Raw genomic sequence first — 979 nt, 5'->3', positions numbered from 1 at the left:
GCCTTGGCCGACATGACATGTCGATAGATCCAAGTGCACGCTACGTCACAAGACCAAACGAGAGGCAGGCGCTCAGGCGCGTCTCTTTGCAACGCTGGCATCACCATGCCCGCTCCCTGCAAAGACACGACGTCCGAAGCGACACTCCAACCGCCTCCCTGGTGAAATTAGCGCTATGGAACCACCCGATCCCATCCCGAACTCGGAAGTGAAACGTAGCTGCGCCGATGGTAGTGTGGCCTAAGCCATGCGAGAGTAGGTCATCGCCAGGGTTTATACCCGAAAACCCCGCTGCTCATGCAGCGGGGTTTTTTCTATTAAGTGAAGGCTCTGCTTTTTTGAGTTCCTTCCGCCCCAAGGGCAAGTACGCGAGCTGGCGCTGCAAGCGCTGCTGCAACCGTCTCCCTGGTGAAATTAGCGCTATGGAACCACCCGATCCCATCCCGAACTCGGAAGTGAAACGTAGCTGCGCCGATGGTAGTGTGGCCTAAGCCATGCGAGAGTAGGTCATCGCCAGGGTTTATACCCGAAAACCCCGCTGCTCACGCAGCGGGGTTTTCCTTTTTTTGCAAGCCTCAGGTTTCGACCTGGACTTACGGCAACAACTTCGCGAAGAGCTTCAAGTTCCTCTCACAAGTTGTTGACAAAGCTGAAAAGCCTGCCATAATATGCGGCTCGCAACGACGAAAGGCCCTCGGGTCCAACGACGAAGCGGCATCGGCAACAACGTCCACCACGGTGAGGCGACCTTGAAAAAAGGTGTTGACGAAGCGAAAAAGCCGGCTATAATGGGCGGCTCGCTACGAAGGAAACTTCGCAGCACACGGGAACGGCGCTGAGGCCACTTCCCCGGATCTTTGAAAGTATGCGCAGGTATCTTGTGAAGGCGCCTGCAGGAAGGATGATTGTCCATCTTGCAGACGTTTGATCAAGCAACTATTAATTGTTTTAAAGCAAGCGATACGTTGCCAGAATCATT

At 54.5% G+C, this 979-nt stretch carries 2 rRNA genes; both read left to right on the top strand.

Annotation, left to right across the window (positions count from 1 at the left end):
* Nucleotides 1-157: 157 nt before the first annotated feature.
* Nucleotides 158-272, top strand: a 5S ribosomal RNA gene (gene rrf / locus AC13GI_RS21600).
* Nucleotides 273-404: 132 nt separating this feature from the next.
* A 5S ribosomal RNA gene (gene rrf / locus AC13GI_RS21595) occupies nucleotides 405-519 on the top strand.
* Nucleotides 520-979: the final 460 nt, after the last annotated feature.

Source organism: Stenotrophomonas sp. 82F1 (assembly GCF_056861525.1).
The sequence above is the reverse complement of the archived record's forward strand: the minus strand, read 5'-3'. Positions and strand labels throughout refer to the sequence as shown.